The following is a 2,008-nucleotide window of genomic DNA, read 5'->3' on the forward strand; positions in this document are numbered from 1 at the left end:
CACCCGATCCCGCTGGAGTACCAGGGCGCCCCGGTGCCCAAGAAGATGGCCAAGCTGGGCTCCGCGGGCAAGCCCGGCACCGGCTCCTTCCTGCGTCCCGACCCGTCCGAGGAAGCGGTCACGATCGCCCAGATCCACCATGATGCGGAACAATCGAAGTGATGCGTGAGTACCAGGCCAAAGGCTTGGCTCAGAGCGATGAAGAGAAAAACGAAGGTGCACATGAGGGCTGATCGGCACTCGCGACATAACGTGGATACAGTTCCTTCACCTGCGCGGTTTGAAAATTATGACTATGGGCTTCTGGTTACGGCGGCAACGGTGTTCGATCGAGCAGCCGCGCGTATTGTCTTGCAGATTCTTTACGTCAACGATGTGCGCGCAACCGTAACCCCTGCGTTACGGTCTCGGAAAGCGTCCGAAGGACGCGAGTTCTTCGGCATACTGGTCTTTCCCGAAGATGCCCACCGTGCTTACGAAGTATTAAGCCGAATAGTAGATGGGCGGTAGGTCGACCCTATAGTTACGGTATTCGCCTGAATTGTCGGACTTCTGGCGGTCGGTGTCGGGGTGTTCGATCTTGCGACGACACGGCGATCGGTTCCCGAGGAGCAACCGGTGCCGGCTGATATGTGGGGCGTGGTTGTCAAGAGGCGCGCGGAAACAGTCCCGGTAATGGCTGGTTGCCGGGACCGTTGGCTGAACAGCCCGGATGTAGCGGAACCTCGTGGTAGCACGGGAATTGCCAATCACCGCGTGCGCCAAGAGGTTCCGTCATGTCGTTCTGCCCTTGCGTCGCTCCTGCCGTCACCGGTATCACCGAAAGCGGCTGCCCGTGTGTGGCCTGCCTGTTCGGGCACGGCACCCGCCACCCGGTGCGGGAGCGCGCCGCTACATCTGCGATACCAGCGACGCTCAGTGGCGGGTCATCGCCGCCCGGCTGCCGTGGCCGGCCTGGCTCGACTGTGCCACCGTGCCCGGCAGCGCTCCTCGGACGACCCTCGCGATTTGGCAGAATCGGATCGGACCGGATATCACAAGTCACCGGCGGCAGCCGGAACTTGCCGACCAGCAGCCGACAGGATGCACCCGTCGAACCAGACGGGGCGGACAGCTAGGAGATGTCCATGGATCGAGTCCCGGCGGATCGAGTCGACTACGAAGACGACGGTCTCCACTACCTGGACGGCGTGCCTTTCACCGGGGTCGCGTTCACGGAGAAGGGCGGCGTCCTCGGGTCCGAGGCGACCTACCGGGAGGGTCTGCGGTGGGGGCCGACGAAGGAGTGGTACCCGTCGGGGCAGCCCATGGTGGACTCGACGTTCGCACGGGGGGCGCTGCATGGACGGGCTCGGGAGTGGCACAGGAACGGGCAGCTCGCGGAGGACGGCGAGTACGAGTACGGCATTGCGCTGTGGGCGAAGCAGTGGGATGAGAACGGTGTCCTCGAGGACAGCCACACGCTTACGGAATCCGACTCGGACCATCAGACGCTGCTGCACTTCCGGGCGCTCTACGGCAGCGCGCCGTGACTGTGACGGGGGCTGCCACTCCTGTCAACCGAGACAACCACCAGCGCTGCGATCACCACACATAGGCGCCCAGAAGTGATGCGCCCCACCGCCTCTCAGATCACAGGCGGTAGCATCCAGGCACACAAGCCGTTGACTGTGCCCTGATGGCGGGTCCACCGGCTATGCGAGCTGTAGCCGCTGCTCGAACTCGGTTCGTGACCATTGCTGCCGGAATGCTTGCGGGGTAAGCAAACCCAGCGATCCCTGTGGCCGGTAACTGTTGCCCTCGATGCGCCAGTCCTCGGCAAGGACCTGTACCTCGGTCAGGGAATGAAACACCTCGCAGGACAGGAAATGGACCCCCGTGAGCGCCAACGTGACGGCGGGCGGGAACCGGCTCGGCCGACGCCTCCACGGCACGATGCGGAGAGCGGAACGTCAGGTCGGTTTCCCGCCGGTGCTACGAGGTCCTTGCCGCCATCCTCGGAGGGAAG

General features: G+C 63.7%; 1 protein-coding gene and 1 pseudogene. Both read left to right on the forward strand.

The genetic code is table 11. The features are described from left to right. Positions 1-162, forward strand: a pseudogene (locus ACFXHE_RS44060) (ubiquinol--cytochrome c reductase, cytochrome B subunit); the annotation flags it as partial. 965 nt (positions 163-1,127) lie between these two features. Then, a complete protein-coding gene (locus ACFXHE_RS44065; protein ID WP_379391760.1) occupies positions 1,128-1,532 on the forward strand; it encodes a toxin-antitoxin system YwqK family antitoxin in 405 nt (134 codons plus the stop codon). Positions 1,533-2,008: the final 476 nt, after the last annotated feature.

Source organism: Nocardia sp. NPDC059229 (assembly GCF_042754165.1).
Classification (GTDB): domain Bacteria; phylum Actinomycetota; class Actinomycetes; order Mycobacteriales; family Mycobacteriaceae; genus Nocardia.

What these genes read in the sequence shown, in the direction of transcription:
- ACFXHE_RS44065 (WP_379391760.1), top strand. Translation starts at nt 1,128, where the DNA reads ATGGATCGAGTCCCGGCGGATCGAGTCGACTACGAAGACGACGGTCTC.